The 16,188-nt window shown below is 64.6% G+C and carries 12 protein-coding genes; 10 read left to right on the top strand and 2 right to left on the bottom strand.

Annotated elements, in window-relative coordinates:
- The first annotated feature begins 4 nt into the window (after positions 1-4).
- From nadA to KA261_00560, 10 genes are all read left to right on the top strand, one after another.
- Entirely contained in the window at positions 5-1,084 is a 1,080-nt protein-coding gene (gene nadA, locus KA261_00605; GenBank protein ID MBP7696284.1) for a quinolinate synthase NadA, read from the top strand.
- A gap of 100 nt (positions 1,085-1,184) precedes the next feature.
- The gene (locus tag KA261_00600; protein ID MBP7696283.1) at positions 1,185-2,531 is read left to right on the top strand and encodes a 2-oxo acid dehydrogenase subunit E2; all 1,347 of its coding nucleotides are present in this window, start codon (positions 1,185-1,187) and stop codon (positions 2,529-2,531) included.
- A 1-nt stretch (position 2,532) separates the two neighbouring features.
- Positions 2,533-3,234: a lipoyl(octanoyl) transferase LipB gene (gene lipB, locus KA261_00595; GenBank protein ID MBP7696282.1), complete on the top strand. Its 702-nt coding sequence runs from the start codon at positions 2,533-2,535 to the stop codon at positions 3,232-3,234.
- A gap of 40 nt (positions 3,235-3,274) precedes the next feature.
- A complete protein-coding gene (locus KA261_00590) occupies positions 3,275-4,021 on the top strand; it encodes an SDR family oxidoreductase (protein ID MBP7696281.1) in 747 nt (248 codons plus the stop codon).
- 378 nt (positions 4,022-4,399) lie between these two features.
- The gene (locus tag KA261_00585) at positions 4,400-6,943 is read left to right on the top strand and encodes a sodium-translocating pyrophosphatase (protein MBP7696280.1); all 2,544 of its coding nucleotides are present in this window, start codon (positions 4,400-4,402) and stop codon (positions 6,941-6,943) included.
- 216 nt (positions 6,944-7,159) lie between these two features.
- On the top strand, positions 7,160-8,884 hold the full coding sequence (locus tag KA261_00580; protein MBP7696279.1) for an NAD-dependent malic enzyme: 1,725 nt from the start codon (positions 7,160-7,162) through the stop codon (positions 8,882-8,884).
- Between the two features lie 328 nt (positions 8,885-9,212).
- Positions 9,213-9,842, top strand: coding sequence for a DUF47 domain-containing protein (locus KA261_00575; GenBank protein ID MBP7696278.1), 630 nt, complete (start codon positions 9,213-9,215; stop codon positions 9,840-9,842).
- Positions 9,843-9,846: 4 nt separating this feature from the next.
- A complete protein-coding gene (locus KA261_00570) occupies positions 9,847-10,878 on the top strand; it encodes an inorganic phosphate transporter (protein MBP7696277.1) in 1,032 nt (343 codons plus the stop codon).
- A 140-nt stretch (positions 10,879-11,018) separates the two neighbouring features.
- On the top strand, positions 11,019-12,416 hold the full coding sequence (locus KA261_00565; protein ID MBP7696276.1) for a dicarboxylate/amino acid:cation symporter: 1,398 nt from the start codon (positions 11,019-11,021) through the stop codon (positions 12,414-12,416).
- A complete protein-coding gene (locus tag KA261_00560; GenBank protein MBP7696275.1) occupies positions 12,416-13,228 on the top strand; it encodes an aldo/keto reductase in 813 nt (270 codons plus the stop codon). Before KA261_00565 ends, KA261_00560 begins: the two co-directional genes overlap by 1 nt.
- 94 nt (positions 13,229-13,322) lie before the next feature.
- On the opposite strand, the gene KA261_00555 is transcribed toward KA261_00560, so the two are convergent.
- Together KA261_00555 and KA261_00550 are read right to left on the bottom strand one after the other, a co-directional pair.
- On the bottom strand, positions 13,323-14,618 hold the full coding sequence (locus tag KA261_00555) for a citrate (Si)-synthase (GenBank protein MBP7696274.1): 1,296 nt from the start codon (positions 14,616-14,618) through the stop codon (positions 13,323-13,325).
- 156 nt (positions 14,619-14,774) lie between these two features.
- A complete protein-coding gene (locus KA261_00550; protein MBP7696273.1) occupies positions 14,775-16,139 on the bottom strand; it encodes an FAD-binding protein in 1,365 nt (454 codons plus the stop codon).
- Positions 16,140-16,188: the final 49 nt, after the last annotated feature.

The raw sequence follows: 16,188 nt of genomic DNA, 5'->3' as shown, positions 1-16,188 counted from the left end.
GGTCATGTATTTCGCCCTTCCCAAAGAGTACCGCGAGGCGACGGTCGACGATCTGCAGGCGCGGGCGCAGGCGGTCCGCGACCGGCTCGGCAAACGCCTCTTGATCCTCACGCACCACTACCAGCGTGTGGAGGTGGCGGCTTTCCACGACCACCTCGGCGACAGTTACGGGCTGTCGAAGCTGGCCGCCGCCCAGCGCGAGGCGGAGTTCATCGTGTTCTGCGGCGTCCACTTCATGGCCGAGTCGGCCGATGTCCTCACCGCGCCGGAGCAGAAGGTCTTCCTCCCGAATCCGCTGGCCGGGTGTCCGATGGCGGACATGGCCGAGATGGCGGATGTGCTGGCGGCCTGGGAGTGTCTCGAGGAATTCGGCGGCGACCGCCGGGTCATGCCGATCTCCTACATGAACACGGCGGCCGGGCTCAAGGCCTTTACCGGGCGCCACGGTGGGCTGATCTGCACCTCGTCCAACGCCAGGGCGGCCCTCACCTGGGCCTTCGGGCTGCGGGAGAAGGTCTTCTTTTTCCCGGACGAACACCTCGGCTACAACACCGGGATCGCCCTCGGCATCGCCCCCGAGGAGATGGTGCTGTGGGACTTCAAGCGGGACGGCGGCGGGCTGACCCGCGCGCAGATGGAGAAGGCGAAGATCATCCTCTGGAAGGGGCACTGCCACGTCCACACCAATTTCCGCGCCGAACACGTCGAACAGGTGCGGCGCGACTACCCCGGGGTGAAGGTGGTCGTGCATCCCGAGTGCCCCCACGAGGTGGTCCGGCTGGCCGACAGTGTCGGGTCGACCTCGCACATTGTCGACTTCTGCCGCAAGGCGCCAGCCGGGAGCACGATCGCGATCGGCACTGAGATCAACCTGATCCACCGGATGGCCCTGGAGCATCCCGACAAGAGAATCTTCGAGCTCTCGGGGCAGACCTGCCCGGTGTGCGCCAACATGTACCGGACGACGCTCAATGACCTGGTCTACACGCTGGAGAATCTCGATACGGTCAAGCCGATTGCGGTAAAAGAGCCGATCCGCAGCGAGGCTCGCCTGGCGCTGGAAAAGATGCTTGAAATCGCTTAGCATTTCCGCAGGGGATCCTTGACTCTTCCGGTAGATTTTCCGTATATTAACAGCTTGGATTAGAAATCATTATATGTTTGCCAGATAAGGAAATGGAGCGATGGCAGTTGATGTTCTCGTCCCGCAGATGGGGGAATCGGTGCTCGAGGGAACTATCCTCGAATGGAAGGTCAAAATCGGCGACCGGGTGAAAGCGGATCAGCCGCTGGTCGAGCTGATGACCGACAAGATCAATATCGAAATCCCGTCGGAGACGGACGGGATTCTCACGCACCTGTATGCCAAGGAGGGGGAGGTCGTCCCGGTGGGAACGCGCATCGCCACCATTGACGACGGGGGCGCGGCGGCGAAGACGGCCAAGACCTCCGAGGAACGGCCCCAGGCGGCTCCGGCGGCTGTTTCCGCCCCGGCTGCGCCGCCGAAGCCGCGTCCGGCCGTGGCCGGGACGGCGCCGGCGGGGCAGGGGAAACTCTCGCCCAAGGTGCGGGTGATGATCCGGGAGTACTCGCTGGATCCGGCGACCATCGTGCCGACCGGCAAGGACGGGATCGTCAAGGTCGAAGATGTGCTCCGGGCAGTCGAGGAGCGGAGCCTGGCCCAAGGGTTTGCGGCGGCGCCGATCCCTGCGCCCGCGCCGCCGGAGAGCGCCGCGGCCGGCCCACGTCCGGAGACGCCGCCGCCGGCGGTCCCTGCCGCCCCGAAGGTCACGATCGAGGTCCCCAAGTTCGCGCCCCTGCCCGAATCGCAGCGTGAACGGCGCGAGCCGGTGACGGGAATACGCAAGTCGATCTCCGAGCACATGGTGCGGTCGGTCCAGACCTCGCCGCACGTGACCACGTTCGAGGAACTCGACCTGACCGACCTCGCGGCCTTCCGCAACGAGATCAAGACGGATTTCCGGGCAACCTACGGGGCCAATATCACCTTCATGCCGTTCATCGTGAAGGCGGTCTGTGTGGCGCTGAAGGAGTACCCGAAACTGAACGCCTCGATGACCGAGAAAGAGATCATCTACAAGAACTACTATAACATCGGCATCGCCGCCGCCCGCGAGGAAGGCTTGATCGTCCCGGTGATCAAGGATGCCGACAAGAAGTCGGTCGTCGAGCTGGCGGTGGAGATCGCCCAGCTGGGGGATAAGGCGAAGCGGAACCGGCTGGTTCCGGACGACGTGAGCGGGGGGACATTCTCGATCACGAACGCCGGCATGTTCGGGGCGACTGCCTCGACGCCGATCATCAACCAGCCCCAGGTGGCGATCCTCGGCGTCCACGCGATTGTGAAGCGGCCCTGGGTGGTCAATGGCGAGATCGCCATCCGCGACATTTCGTCGTTCGGCCTGTCGTTCGACCACCGGCTGATCGACGGCCACACGGCGGTGCAGTTTCTGCACCGGATCCACGAACTGCTGGCCGATCCCCGGCGGCTGGCGCTGCACCTGCGGTAGGATGTCGGTCTACACGCCACGTCCCTACGGCTGGGTGCTGGAGGTCGGCCGGGTCGAGTACGAGCGGGCGCTCGCCTGGCAGCGCGGGCTGGTCAAGATGCGGCGCGAAGGGATGGCCCGCGATACGATCATGTTCGTCGAACACCCGGCCGTGTGCACGGTCGGCCGCGACGGGCACGAGGAGCACTACCGGAACATTTCCTCGGCGCCGGTGTTTGTTGAGCGGGGCGGCGATGTCACCTGGCATGGTCCCGGACAACTCGTGGTCTACTTCATCTTCAATCTCGCCCGCCGCGGGCGGGATCTCCACGCCTTTATGACCGCGATCCAGCAGGGAATCGTCGATGCTCTCGCCGAGTGGGAGATCGCGGCCCGCCTCGGGGAGGAGTACACCGGGGTCTGGGTGGGCCCGAAGAAGATAGCCTCGATCGGGGTGGCGGTGAAGAAGTGGATCACGTTCCACGGCGCGGCGATCAACCTCAACACCGACCTGCGCGAGTTTGCCCAGATGGAGCCGTGCGGGCTCAGCGCCGACCTGATGACCTCGGCCGCCGAGCAACTCGGCCGACCGGTCGACATGCAGGCCTTCGCGCAGGCGCTCCTGCGCGGCTACGCCGAGCGCTTCCACACCCAGTTCGACCCGGTGGCGCTCGAGGCGATCGCCGAGGATCTCGAATCGCAGTCCGGCGGCTACACAATCTAGGTTTGCGGGCGACGGGGACAACGGAAGGAAAGGAGACCTGATGGAGTTCGAGGGGAAAGTTGCGTTTGTGTCGGGGGGGACGCGGGGGATCGGGCTGGCGGTGTGCCGGAAACTCGCCGCGCGCGGCGCGCATATCGTGCTCACCTATTTCCGCAGCCGGTCGAATGCGCAGGAGGCGGTGGCCGAGCTGGAGAAGTTTGGGGTGGAGGCGACCGCGATCCGCGCCAACATGGGGAACATGGAGCAGGTCGCCGACGTGCTCAAGACCATCCGCGAGAAATACCGCAAGCTCGACATCCTCGTGTCGAACGCGGCCCTCGGGACCTACACCGACATGATGAATATCGACCGCAAGGACTGGGAGATCGCCATGCACACGAATGCGCGGGCGTTCCTCCAGTTGATCCAGATGGGGATTCCGATGATGCCGCGGGGGAGCAAGGTCGTCGCCCTCTCCTCGCTCGGGTCGATCCGCTACATTCCCGGATACGCGGCGATCGGCGTGTCGAAAGCGGCGGTCGAGAATATGGTGCGCTACGCGGCCATCGAAATGGCCTCCCGGGAGATTTACATCAACTGCGTCTCCGGCGGGTTCATCGACACCGACGCGCTCAAAGTTTTCCCCAACTACGAGGAGATGAAAAAGCAGGTAACCGCCCGCACTCCTTTCGGGCGCATCGGGCGCCCGGAGGAAGTCGCGGAGGCGGTGGTGTTTCTGTGCGGGGACGGGGCGAGCTGGATTACCGGCCAGACGTTGATTGTGGACGGAGGGTACAGCCTGATGTAGCCGGTCGGCGGAGCCGGGGGGGCGTTCCGGACAGGCCGATCGGGCGAAACCGGCCGGGCCGTGACCGTGAAGAAGGCGGTAAGTTTGACCAGACATCAAAACCTATATTGCGGACCTATGTGCTCCGCAAAAGACATTGACAATATTGAAGTTAGGCCAATTTCAGCGATCGGGAGTGCCGCAGACGGATCCCTGTCCCCCGGTGTCGCTTGCGCGATCCGTCACAAGCCCCGATCAAAAATGTTGCGTTGAGGATCGCGATTCATATATTTCCGCTTTTCAAACGCCGTGCCTTCAAGTGAAAATACAGGGCCGTGTCAACAGCGGGCAAATGTGACCTGAGTGACGATACTAGTAGAAAAAAGGAGACGCGAATCTATGAGTGAGAAGGGTCGAAGCGCCGGTGGCGGCCGGCGATTATACGGGGCGATCCGGTCGGTGGCGGCGGGTTTGGCGGCGGCGCTGGCCGCTCCGCTGGCGCGGGCCAGCGAAGCGGACATTGTAGTCCCCGACCTCAACACCGGCGATTTCTTCGGCATGACCGGCCACAACCTCCTGCTCTGGGGGATCGTGGTCTGCCTGCTGGGTATGGTGTTCGGCTGGTACGCCTACCGCGGGCTGCGCAAGCTCCCTGTGCACCAGGCGATGCGGGACATTTCGGAACTGATCTACGAGACCTGCAAGACGTACCTCCAGACCCAGGGGAAATTCATCATGCTGCTCTGGGCCTTCATCGGCCTCATCATCATGGTGTATTTCGGCTGGCTCCGACCGGTGGGCGCGGGCAATCTGCTGATCATCCTCCTGTTCTCGCTTGTGGGTATCGCGGGGAGTTACGGCGTGGCCTGGTTCGGGATCCGGATCAACACCTTTGCCAACTCCCGCTCGGCCTTCGCCAGCCTGACCGGGAAAGCCTACCCGACCTTTGCGATTCCGCTGCGGGCGGGCATCAGCGTGGGGACCCTGCTCATCTCCATCGAACTCATCATCATGCTGGCGATCCTCCTCTTTGTCCCCGGTCACCTGGCCGGTTACTGCTTCATCGGTTTCGCCGTCGGCGAGTCGCTCGGGGCCGCGGCGCTGCGTATCGCCGGCGGCATTTTCACCAAGATCGCCGACATCGGCAGCGATCTGATGAAGATCGTCTTCAACATCAAGGAAGACGACGCCCGCAATCCCGGCGTGATTGCCGACTGCACGGGCGACAACGCCGGCGATTCGGTCGGCCCGACCGCCGACGGGTTCGAGACCTACGGCGTGACGGGCGTTGCGCTCATCACCTTCATCCTCCTCGCCGTCATGAACCCCGCCATCCAGGTGCAGCTACTTGTGTGGATCTTCGTCATGCGCGTCATGATGATCGTCACCAGCATCGCCTCCTACTGGATCAACGGCGCGCTGGCGCGGGGCCGGTACGGCGACCAGGCGACCTTCAATTTCGAGGCCCCTCTGACTTCGCTCGTGTGGATCACCTCGATCGTCTCCATCGCCATGACCTACGTTATCTCCTACGCCATGCTGGCGGAGCTGGGCGGCGGTTCGCTCTGGTGGAAGCTGGCGACGATCATCTCGTGCGGGACCCTGGCCGGGGCGGTGATTCCGGAGCTGGTGAAGATATTTACGTCGACCAAGTCGCGGCACGTGAAGGAAGTGGTGACGGCGGCGCGGGAAGGGGGCGCCTCGCTGAACATCCTGTCCGGGTTTGTCGCGGGCAATTTCAGCGGCTACTGGATGGGCCTGTCGATCATCGCCCTCATGGCGATCGCCTGGGGGATGAGCACCTCGGGCCTGGGCGCCATCATGGCGGCCGCGCCGGTCTTCGCCTTCGGCCTGGTCGCGTTCGGCTTCCTCGGCATGGGGCCGGTCACCATCGCGGTCGACTCCTACGGCCCGGTGACCGACAACGCCCAGTCCGTGTATGAACTGTCGACGATCGAGACGATCCCGAATATCGCACAGGACATCAAGAGGGAATTCGGCTTCACGCCCGATTTCGAGAAAGCCAAGCTCACGCTCGAGGAGAACGACGGCGCCGGGAACACGTTTAAGGCGACCGCCAAACCGGTGCTCATCGGCACAGCCGTGGTGGGGGCCACCACCCTCATCTTCTCCATCATCCTGCTTCTGGCGACAGAGGCGGCGGGGCTCGAGGGGGTGCTGACGCTGGAGCAGATCAACCAGGCGCTCATGATGGCCGGGTACCACTTCTCGCTCCTGAACGCGCCCTTCCTGCTGGGCCTGATCGCGGGCGGGGCGGTGATTTACTGGTTCACCGGGGCGTCGACCCAGGCCGTGTCGACCGGCGCGTACCGCGCCGTCGAATTCATCAAGGCGAACATCCGCCTCGACGGCACTTCGCAGAAGGCCTCGGTGAAAGACAGCAAGCGGGTGGTCGAAATCTGCACCCAGTACGCGCAGAAAGGCATGTTCAACATCTTCATCGTCGTCTTCTTCACCACCCTGGCTTTCGCCTGCGTCGACTCCTACTTCTTCATCGGGTACCTCATCTCGATCGCGATCTTCGGGCTCTACCAGGCGATCTTCATGGCCAACGCCGGCGGCGCCTGGGACAACGCAAAGAAGATCGTCGAAACCGACCTGCGTGAGAAGGGCACGCCCCTCCACGCGGCGACGGTGATCGGCGACACGGTCGGGGATCCGTTCAAGGACACCTCCTCGGTGGCCATGAACCCGGTGATCAAGTTCACGACCCTGTTCGGGGTGCTGGCGGTGGAGCTGGCGATCGAGCTGACGCAGGGGACGCGGGTGGCGCTGGCCGCGCTGTTCTTCGCCATCGCGGCCGCCTTTGTCTACCGCTCGTTCTACCGGATGCGCATCACGACGACCGGAGTTCAGGAACCGGCCAAGCCGAACCGGAAGGCGGCGGCCGGCGAACCGGCGGAAGTCCGCGCCGCGCGCTGAGCCCGGTTTCCATTGAGTATTGACAGCCGGCCCGCTTTTTCGAGCGGGCCGGTTTTCTTTATGGCGCGAGCGGGTGACAGCCGGTGTCGCCGCACACGGCCGGCGAATTCCGGGCCCGGGCGGTGCTGCCCGCGCCGCCTTGACAGTCGCGCCGCCTGCCGGTATATTGCAGCCCGGCTGCCGCTTGACAGCGGCCGCCGTGAAGGAGTGTTACTCATGAAGCGCTTTGACATGCGGGTGGATCCCCTCACGAACGAAATCTACTACGCCGTGCCCCACAAGGGACACATGCTCGTGTCGGATCCTCTGCTGAACAAGGGGTACGCGTTCACCCGGGCCGAACGAAACGAATTCGAGCTCCTCGGTCTACTGGCGGATCAGGTGGGGACGCTGGAACAGCAGCGTACGCGCAACCACAACATCATCAAGTCCATGAACAGCGACCTTGACAAATACGTTGAGTTGATCGGACTGCTCGACCGCAACGAGACCGTCTTCTACTCGCTGTTGGCGCACCACATCGAGGAGATGCTGCCGATCGTGTACACGCCGACGGTCGGCCTGGGCTGCCTGAAACGCTCACACATCATCCGCCGGTGGCGCGGCATCTACGTCTCGCCCTCGAATGTCGAGTGGATGGAGCAAATCCTGCGCAACGTCGGGCTGCCCAACGTGTCGCTCGTGGTGGCGACCGACGGCGAGCGGATTCTCGGCCTCGGCGACCTGGGGGCCGACGGCATGGGCATCCCGATCGGCAAAATCGCCCTCTACGTCGCGGCCGCCGGCATCCATCCCGCCTCGACCCTGCCGGTGATGATCGACGTCGGTACCAACAACGAGCGGCTGCTGAACGATCCGCTCTACACCGGGTACCGCCAGCCGCGCCTGACGGGGGACGCCTACTACGAGGTGATCGAGCGTTTCGTGCAGGGCCTGCGGCGCGTCTTCCCGCGCGCCCTCCTGCAGTGGGAGGACTTCGGCAAGCAGCACGCCGCCACGCTGCTCGAGCGGTACCACGAGCGCATCCTCAGTTTCAACGACGACATCCAGGGGACGGGCGCCACCGCCGCGGCCGTGCTGCGCTCGGCCTTTCGCTTGACCGGACGGCCGGCGGCCGAGGAGCGGATCGCCATTTTCGGTTTCGGCCAGGCCGGCTGCGGCGTGGCGAACGCCCTCGTCACGCTGCTCACGCTCGAGGGCGGCCTGTCGACGGCCGAGGCGAGACGCCGGATATTCGCAGTCGATGTCAATGGACTCCTGCTCCAGGGCGACCCGGCGGACGCCTATCAGGCGGAGTTCCGGCAGCCCCGCGAGGTCGCGGCGGACTGGCCGGCGCCCAAGGACCGGGCGCCCAATCTCCAGGAGGTCATCCGGCACGGACGGATCACGACCCTCATCGGTCTGTCGGGACAAAAGGGAGCTTTCACCCCGGAGATCCTCGCGGCGCTGGCGGCGAATGCTCCGCGGCCGGTCATCCTGGCGCTGTCCAACCCGACCTCGTGCTGCGAAACGACCCCGGAGGCGGTGGTGGCGGCGACCGGAGGACGGGGCATCATCGCCACGGGGAGCCCCAGTCGGCCGGTGACGCTGCCGGACGGGCGGGAGATGACGGTGTCGCAGTGCAACAACCTGTATGTCTTCCCCGGCATGGGTCTCGGGGCGATCGTCTGCCAGGCGCAGAAGGTTTCGCACCGCATGTTTCACGCCGCCACCTGCGCCATTTCGGACATGGTCACCGAGGAGATGCGGTCGACCGGGTGTCTGCTGCCCGCACTCGAAAACGCCCGCGAGATCTCGTTCGCGGTGGCGCTGGCGGTGGCCCGGCAGGCGCGCGATGAAGGCATCGGCCTGGCCGCCTCCGATGACCGCCTCGCAGCCCTCATCCGCGGCGCCATGTGGGAGCCGAAGTACTACCCCTACCGGGCAGACATGGGGCATTAGCGTAAACTTCGACACACGAACCTGCAATTACTCACCGGCCCGCCTCTCCGCGCGGGCCGGTCCTATTTCGGGACGGGGGAGCGGGATCACACTTGGCCGGCCGGCCCCGGCGGACACTTGACCGGTCAACCTCCTTATTGGCTTTCGGTTATTCGCGGCCGCGACGCCCGGGTCGACCGGCCGAGCGGCGACCGACGGGGCAATATTTCCGCTTAAATCGCTTGCCCGACGGTTCGGATCGTGTTAAGATTGCCCCTGATTTGTGACCGGGGAATATCCTCGAACGACGCCGCCGGACCATGACCGGGCGTCTCAGACGGGAGATGCCATGTTAGAGAAACTCCTTCCCAGAGAAACCAGCTTCTTTAAGTTCTTCGAGCAGACGAGCGGGCTGGCGATCGAAGTGTGCGTCGAACTGGACAACCTGGTGAATTCGTCCAACGACGTTGCCGGCCGGGTGGCGCGGATCGAGCAACTGGAGCATGACGCCGACGAGGTGACGCACCAGTGCATCGATGCGCTGCACGCCACCTTCATCACCCCGATCGATCGGGCCGATATCCACCGCCTGATCAAGCGCATCGACGACATCATCGACTGCGTCGACTCGGCCGCGGCGCGGTTTCAGCTTTACGGTCTGACCGTGATGCGGCCGGAAATCCGGCAGCTCACCCAGGTCCTGATCGCCTCGGTGCGCGAGCTCGACAAAGCGGTGCGCGATCTCCCCGCGCTCAACCGTAAGGCCGAGGCGATCCAGGAATGCTGCCAGGCAGTGTACGAGGCGGAGCGGGAGGCCGACGACCTCTTGCGGGCGGCCCTCGTGCGCCTGTTCGCAGAGGAAAAGGACGTGTTCCTGGTGATCAAGTGGAAGGAGATGTTCGAGCGGGTGGAGCGGGCGACCGATCGTTGCCAGGAAGTCGCGAACATCATCTCGGGCATCGTTATCGAGGCATCCTGAGTCGATGGAACCGCTTCAGATCGTCGTCATCGGGGCAATCGGCGCGGCGCTGGTTTTCGATATCATCAACGGATTCCACGACGCCGCGAACTCGATTGCGACGGTCGTGTCGACGCGCGTGCTCAACCCGCGCCTGGCGGTCCTCTGGGCCGCTTTCTTCAACTTCACAGCCATGTTCGTCTTCGTCCCCCGCGTGGCCGACACGGTGTCCAAGATCGTGCGCATCGACGGCAAAGACACCGTGTATGTCTACGTCGTGCTGGCCGGCCTGATCGGGGCGATCATCTGGGACCTCATCACCTGGTGGCTCGGTCTGCCCACCTCGTCGTCGCATGCCCTGATCGGCGGGGTGGCGGGGGCCGGGCTGGCCTACCGGGGGCTCGATGTGATCCGCTGGGACAACGTCTGGAAAACCGTCCAATTCATCCCGCTGGCGCCGATGATCGGCCTCGTCCTGGGATTCTCTTTCATGCTCGGCGTGTTCTGGCTCTTTCGGCGCTGGCGGCCGAATTCGGTCGACCGGCTCTTCCGCCGCGGGCAACTGCTCTCGGCGTCGCTGTACTCGCTCGGGCACGGCGGGAACGATGCGCAGAAGACGATGGGGATCATCATGGCGCTCCTCATCGCCGGCGGGATGATGAGCCCCGATACGAAACTATCGCTGGGCAATTGGGATACGATGTGGATCATCGTGTCGTCGAACCTCGCGATGGGACTCGGCACCGCGTTCGGCGGCTGGCGGATCGTCAAGACGATGGGGATGAAGATCACCAAACTCAAGCCGGTCGGCGGATTCTGCGCGGAGACGGCCGGAGCCGCGACCCTGTTTGTGGCCACGCACTGGGGGATCCCGGTGTCGACGACCCACACGATCACGGGGGGGATTGTCGGCGTCGGCGCGACCACCAACCTGTCGGGGATCAAGTGGGGAGTGGTGCAGCGGGTCGTCTGGGCCTGGATACTGACGCTGCCGGCGGCCGGGCTGATCGCGGCCGGCAGTTTCTGGATCATGCAGCACCTGTTCATCAGCCCCTGACCCCTCCGGGATCCGCGGCGTCGGCCGCCGGTCCCGAAAGGTGAGATCGCCAAGAAATCTTTCGCCGGCGGGAGACGGACGGCTTGCGCGCGGGAGGGCCGCGCCTCTATATTGGCCCACCGGAAGAAAAGCAGCCGAACATGACACCACACATTCCCGCCCCCGGTTCCCGACGCCGACGCCCGCTCTATCTCAAGATTCTCTATGGTCTGCTTCTGGGTGTCATTGGCGGCGTGGCGGCCAATCTCGCGGCGGGCGGAACCGATCCGACGGTCGCGTGGGTGATTCACCATGTGACCGAACCCGTCGGACAGCTGTTTCTGCGGCTTCTCCTGATGGTGGTTGTGCCGCTGGTGTTTTCGTCGCTCATCGTGGGGGTGGCGGGGATCGGCGACCTGCGCACTTTGGGACGTGTCGGCCTGAAAGCGCTCGCCTACACGTTCGCGATCTCCACCATCTCGGTCGTCATCGGCATCACGCTGAGCAACATGATCCGGCCGGGGGAGCGGGTCGACCCGGCCACGGCAACGGCGCTTGAGTCGCGCTATGGGACGGAGGCGGCCGAACGGGTGGAGGCGGTGCAGACGGGGTCGGGGGAGTCCCCGCTGATGCGGGTGGTGCGGACCATTGTGCCCGCGAACCCGCTCGCGGCGGTGGGGGGGGAGACGCCGAACATGCTCCACCTCATGTTTTTCGCGCTCGCTCTGGGCATCGCGGCGACCCTCGTGCCGGCCGGGCTGGCGCGGCCGTTTGTCTCGCTCATGGAGTCGCTCTTCGGGCTGGCGGCCAAACTGATCGACCTGATCATGCTCCTGGCGCCGTATGCGGTCGCCTGCCTGGTGTTCACCAACCTTGCTGAATTCGGCCTCGACCTCCTCGGCGCCCTCGGCTGGTTCATCGTCACCGTGCTCCTGGGGCTGGCCCTGCATATGTTCGGCGTGTACTCGCTGTCGGTCTACCTGTTGTCGCGGCTCAACCCTCTGTACTTCTTCCGGCGGATCCGCACGGTGATGCTCACCGCCTTCTCGACCTCGTCCTCGAACGCCACCCTGCCCACCGCGCTGGCCGAGACGCAGCGGAACCTCGGCGTGCCGCGCGAAATCAGCACCTTTGTGCTGACTGTCGGGGCGACCGCCAATCAGAACGGAACGGCGTTGTACGAAGGAGTCACGGTGCTGTTTTTGGCGCAGCTCTCCGGCGTCGATCTGAGCCTCGGGCAGCAGATTCTCGTCGCTTATATGGCCATCCTCGGCGGGATCGGCACGGCCGGCGTGCCGTCGGGATCGATCCCCTTCATCGTCATCGTCCTGGCGACGATCGGCGTGAACCCGGCCCTCATTGCCGTGATCCTCGGCGTCGATCGGATTCTCGACATGTGTCGGACCACGCTGAATGTGACCGGCGATATCACGGCGGCGACGTTCGTGGCGCGATCGGAGGGGTACGAGTTCGCGCCGAGCGGGGGCAATGGGGATCCCGCGGAGCCGTCGGCTCACGGACCCGAGGCGGCCGAGGAGGGAGGGTCAGGCAGCCGGTGATGACGACCGCGTTTGACACCGCCATCCTGGGAGCTACCGGGAGACCGGTGCGGCGGCTGGGGCTCTCGGCGTCGTACTGGCCGGGGAAAAAAACGATCTACGAGGCGGTCGACTGCGGAGTAACCCTGTTTTTCGCTTACGGATTCGATTTCCAAATGATCCGGGCGCTGCGCAATCTCTTTAGAACCGGCCGCGACCGGTTCGTCGTGGTCACCGGCGCGTACAACCTGATCTGGACGCACACCGACGTCAGAAAGTCGTGCGAGAAGCGGCTTCGGCAGCTCGGCACGGACTATCTCGACTACTTCCTTTTCCTGGGCGTGATGAAACCCCGCGAGTTCCCCGCGCGGGTTCAGGAGGATCTGCTGCGGCTGAGGGAGGAGGGGAAGGTCCGGGGAGTGGGGGTGTCGTGCCACGATCGGCGCTTCGCCGGGCAGCTCATCGCGGAGGGGAGGGTGGACACTCTGATGATGCGCTACAGCGCGGCCCACCGCGGAGCGGAGACGGACATATTCCCCCATGTGGCGGCCCACCATCCGACCGTGATCAGCTACACGGCGACGCGCTGGCGGCAACTGCTGCGGCGGCCCAGAGGGTGGCCGGCGGACCGGCCGATTCCGACCGCGCCCCAGTGCTACCGGTTCGTGCTGTCCCATCCCTGTGTGGACGTTGCGCTGACCGCCCCCTCGAATGCCGCGCAGTTGCGGCAAAACCTGCTCGCCCTCGAGCAGGGGCCGCTGGCGGACGAGGAAATGGCGTTCATGCGGGAATTCGGCGACGTTGTCCACGGGCGAAGGCCGTGGTTTATGTGAGGCGCCCGCCGCGTCCGGGCAAAATGAAGCCGGCCCGCTCGTCCGAGCAGGCCGGCGTGTTTTCATGGTCTCGTGGGAAGAGACGCCCAGCCGCTCAGGCCGGCACGCTCGCCTTCTTCACCTGCTTGCCCAGCCACTCGGTGCTGACCGACTTCGGGCGGGTGATAGCGGTGCCCAGGGCGCGGTTGAGCACGAGCTGGGAGAGGATCCCCATGGCGCGCGACACGCTGAAGAGCACCGTGTAGTACTCGAATTGCGTCAGGCCGAACGGGTAGAGAACCGACCCCGAAGCGGCATCGACATTCGGCCACGGATCCTTCGCTTTCCCCTGCTCCTTGAGCACGTCGGGGACCACGTTGAAGACGCGGTTGACGGTCTGGAAGACCGGATCCTTGGCGAGGTACTTCTTGCCGAACTCGATGAACGCGGTGAAGCGGGGATCGGTGACGCGCAGGACGGCGTGGCCGTAGCCGGGAACCACTTTGCCGCTGTTGAGCGTCTCCCACGCGTACTTGCGCAGCTGCTCCTCGCTCGGGGCGCCGCCGAATTTCTCGATGGTCTCAAGCACCCACGCGAGGCACTCCTGGTTCGCCAAGCCGTGGAGAGGGCCGGCCAGACCGTTGAGACCCGCGCTGAGGGCGTAGTAGGGATCGGAGAGCGCGCTGCCGACGGTGTGGGCGGAGAAGGCGGAGACGTTGCCGCCCTCGTGGTCGCAGTGGAGCACGAGGTACAGCCGCATCATGCGCGCGGTATCCCCCTTGTGCGGCGGCAAACCGAGCATCTTGACATAGTCGGCCGCCCAGTCCTCTTTCTTATTGAGCTCGATGAGGTCGCCCTTGAAATACTTGATGCGGTAGACCGCGGCCGCGATCCCGGTGATCGTGCCGAGGATGCGGATCGAGTCCTCGAGTGCCGGCTCCCAGTAGACGTCCTTCTTCATCCCATCGGTGTAGCGCTTGCGGAACTGCGACTCGTTCTCCATGACGAGAATGCCCGTGTCGAGCATGGCCATCGGGTGCGACGTCTTGGGCATCGCCTTGAGAACTTTGAGGACGTACGGCGGAATCTCCGCGGCCGCGCGGAGTTCCTTCTGCAGACCCTTGAGCTCGTCCGCGGTCGGGAGATTGCCGGTGCAGAGGAGCCAGAAGATCTCTTCGGGCAGACGGTCGGTCAGCTTGCCGATCGGGATGCCGCGAATGATGAGGCCCTGGTCGGGTTCCACGACCGAGGTGTCGCACACCAGACCCTTGACGCCGCGCATGCCGCCGAACGCCTGTGCGATTGTGACGTCGGAAATCTTGACATCGCCGTGCTCCTTGGCGAGTCTCGTGCGCTCCTCGCGCCACTTGGGAATGAGATCGGCGAGAGTTTCCTTCAATGTTTTGGCCATCGATTGCTCCTTTTAATTCTTGAAGGTTTAACGCGAGAGGATATTACCGTTTTGTCAGGTCCCCAATATGTGAAAGGTTTCACATTAACGGGCGGTAGTGTAACACCTGGCTGCAGGCTTGTCAAGTGGGGTCGGGCAAAAAGCCCGAAAGGGGGGTCATTTTTCGAAGATTTTGCCGCGCCCGAGAATGTCATGCGGGTCGAAAACATCCTTGAACTTCTGCATCGCCGCCCGCGTGGCCGGATCGAATTCAAGACTGAGAAAGCGGCGTTTTGCCAGTCCGATCCCGTGCTCGCCCGACAACGTCCCGCCCAACGCGATCGTCCGGCGCATCAATTGCTCAACCCGGCGCCCGATCTCGGCCCGGTCCGCCTCAGAGCCGGTCATGCTGATGAAGTTGACATGCAGGTTGCCGTCGCCCGCGTGGCCATACGAGTTGATCCGCAGGGGGCTGGCCGCGTTCATCTCCATCACAAACGCCACCAGCGACGGGAATTTGGAGTTCGGAACCGCCACGTCTTCGGACACGCGGATCGCGGCCATCGCTTTGAGGGCGGTCGAGATGTTGCGTCTGACGTCCCATAGAGTTTCGGCCGCCTGGGCGTCCGGCTCGACACGCAGGTACGAGGCGCGGTGACGTTCGCAGACAGCCCGGATGTGCGCAGTTTCCTCTTCCGGGTCGCGCTCGGTGGTCTCGATCAGCAGGACAGCGGCGGCGCGATCGATCCCTTCGGTCCTCCTATATGCGTTGGCGGCGGCGGCCGCATCTCCGTCGACATACTCCAGAACCGTGGGGATAAGGCCGGAGCCGGTGATCTCAGCCACGGCCCGGGCGGCATCCTCTGGTTGGCGGAAGGCGACCAGGATGGTTATTCCCGTGGCGCCGGCGAGGATGAGACGGAGAGCTATCCGGGTGATGATGGCCAGTGTCCCCTCGGAACCGATGAGGATGTCCATGAGGTCGAAGCCGCGGTTCTGATTGAAGATACCGGTCTCGAGGAGGCGGCCCTCCCCGGTCACCCCCCGCACGCCCAGCACGTAGTCGCGGGTGACGCCGAACCGCTTGCAGCGCAGGCCGCCCGCGTTCTCGGCAACGTTGCCGCCCAGGGTCGACTGGTCGAATGACGCCGGGTCGGGAGGATAGGCCAGACCGTGGACGAGGGCCTGATCCTGAAGATGTTTGGTGATGACGCCCGGGCCGCAGAACGCAATGCGGCGGGCGGGGTCGATCGACAGCTCGGTCAGGCGCTCGGTGGACACGACGAGCTCGCCGTTGGCCGGAACACACCCCCCGGAGAGCCCGGTCCCAGCGCCGCGTCCCACGAGGGGGAGGCCGCGCTCGGCGCAAAACCGGACGGCCGCAACGACATCCGCCTCACCGGCGGCAAAGACAATGGCGGCCGGCCGGCCGCGAAAATCGGTCGCGTCATGGTGGTATGCGTCGTGGGCCTCGACCTCAAGGACCAAGGCTTCCGGAGAAGAAAGTAATGAGCGCAGGGCCGTAAAGTCGGAAGCGCGCATCGGGGGCCGTCTCCTGGTCGGGCGTTTGCGAAAAAGGGCGTGCCGGCGA

The organism is Candidatus Zixiibacteriota bacterium (assembly GCA_017999435.1).
Lineage (GTDB): Bacteria > Zixibacteria > MSB-5A5 > GN15 > FEB-12 > JAGNLV01.
This window is presented reverse-complemented; position numbering and strand designations above follow the sequence as displayed.

What these genes read in the sequence shown, in the direction of transcription:
- KA261_00585 (MBP7696280.1), top strand. Translation starts at nt 4,400, where the DNA reads ATGAGTGAGAAGGGTCGAAGCGCCGGTGGCGGCCGGCGATTATACGGG.
- KA261_00580 (MBP7696279.1), top strand. Translation starts at nt 7,160, where the DNA reads ATGAAGCGCTTTGACATGCGGGTGGATCCCCTCACGAACGAAATCTAC.
- KA261_00555 (MBP7696274.1), bottom strand. Translation starts at nt 14,618, where the DNA reads ATGGCCAAAACATTGAAGGAAACTCTCGCCGATCTCATTCCCAAGTGG.
- KA261_00590 (MBP7696281.1), top strand. Translation starts at nt 3,275, where the DNA reads ATGGAGTTCGAGGGGAAAGTTGCGTTTGTGTCGGGGGGGACGCGGGGG.
- KA261_00600 (MBP7696283.1), top strand. Translation starts at nt 1,185, where the DNA reads ATGGCAGTTGATGTTCTCGTCCCGCAGATGGGGGAATCGGTGCTCGAG.
- KA261_00570 (MBP7696277.1), top strand. Translation starts at nt 9,847, where the DNA reads ATGGAACCGCTTCAGATCGTCGTCATCGGGGCAATCGGCGCGGCGCTG.
- KA261_00565 (MBP7696276.1), top strand. Translation starts at nt 11,019, where the DNA reads ATGACACCACACATTCCCGCCCCCGGTTCCCGACGCCGACGCCCGCTC.
- lipB (MBP7696282.1), top strand. Translation starts at nt 2,533, where the DNA reads ATGTCGGTCTACACGCCACGTCCCTACGGCTGGGTGCTGGAGGTCGGC.
- KA261_00575 (MBP7696278.1), top strand. Translation starts at nt 9,213, where the DNA reads ATGTTAGAGAAACTCCTTCCCAGAGAAACCAGCTTCTTTAAGTTCTTC.
- KA261_00560 (MBP7696275.1), top strand. Translation starts at nt 12,416, where the DNA reads ATGACGACCGCGTTTGACACCGCCATCCTGGGAGCTACCGGGAGACCG.
- nadA (MBP7696284.1), top strand. Translation starts at nt 5, where the DNA reads ATGTATTTCGCCCTTCCCAAAGAGTACCGCGAGGCGACGGTCGACGAT.
- KA261_00550 (MBP7696273.1), bottom strand. Translation starts at nt 16,139, where the DNA reads ATGCGCGCTTCCGACTTTACGGCCCTGCGCTCATTACTTTCTTCTCCG.